Source organism: Aporhodopirellula sallentina SM41, assembly GCF_000346505.1.
Classification (GTDB): domain Bacteria; phylum Planctomycetota; class Planctomycetia; order Pirellulales; family Pirellulaceae; genus Rhodopirellula; species Rhodopirellula sallentina.
In genome coordinates, this window is record NZ_ANOH01000010.1 from 1 (window position 1) to 670 (window position 670).

At 56.3% G+C, this 670-nt stretch carries 1 protein-coding gene; it reads left to right on the plus strand.

The genetic code is table 11. The features are described 5' to 3' along the window. The coding region (locus RSSM_RS00730; protein WP_044300401.1) for a Gfo/Idh/MocA family oxidoreductase at nucleotides 1-405 on the plus strand (405 nt) is incomplete at its 5' end. Nucleotides 406-670: the final 265 nt, after the last annotated feature.

Sequence of the window (670 nt, forward strand, 5' to 3'; positions counted from 1 at the left end):
GTGGTGATCTCCGCGCAAGAAACCAAGACCGACCGAAAGAAATTCGCAGAGGTCGACGAGACCATCGCATGGACCATGAAAATGCCCAGCGGCGTGACCTGTTCGTGCACAACCACTTATGCCTTCAACGGCATCAACCGTTTCAAAGCCTTCGGCGAAAAAGGCTGGTTCGGCCTCGAACCCGCATACAACTACCGCGGCATCAAAGGCGCGACCAGCAAAGGGCCGATCGATCGCGAGAACATTGACCAGTTCGCAGTCGAAATGGACGCCTTCGCCAAATGCATTCTCGAGGACCGAGACAGCACCGTCCCGGGCGAAGAAGGCTTACGCGATCTGATCTGCGTCGAAGCCATCTACGAAAGCATCCGCACCGGCCGACACGTCGAACTGCCACGCGGCTAATGAACCCGAATTCAAATTCCGCGAGTGCTGCGTCAACGCCGAGTCTTCCGGTAGCGAAACTCTCCAAGAGTTTCGGCAAGAGCTCGTACGTCACCGAAACTCTTGGCGACATCGGCTGCGTCATCTTGAGAAACGCTGTGAATAGAACTCGGCTCAATCAACGGCTGAGTTGATTAGTCAGCGAACGAGGATCAACACTCGCGAGATCACATCGCTGCCCGAGCTCGACAACGACTCGCCACCCGCGTTCATGTTCGCCGTCATC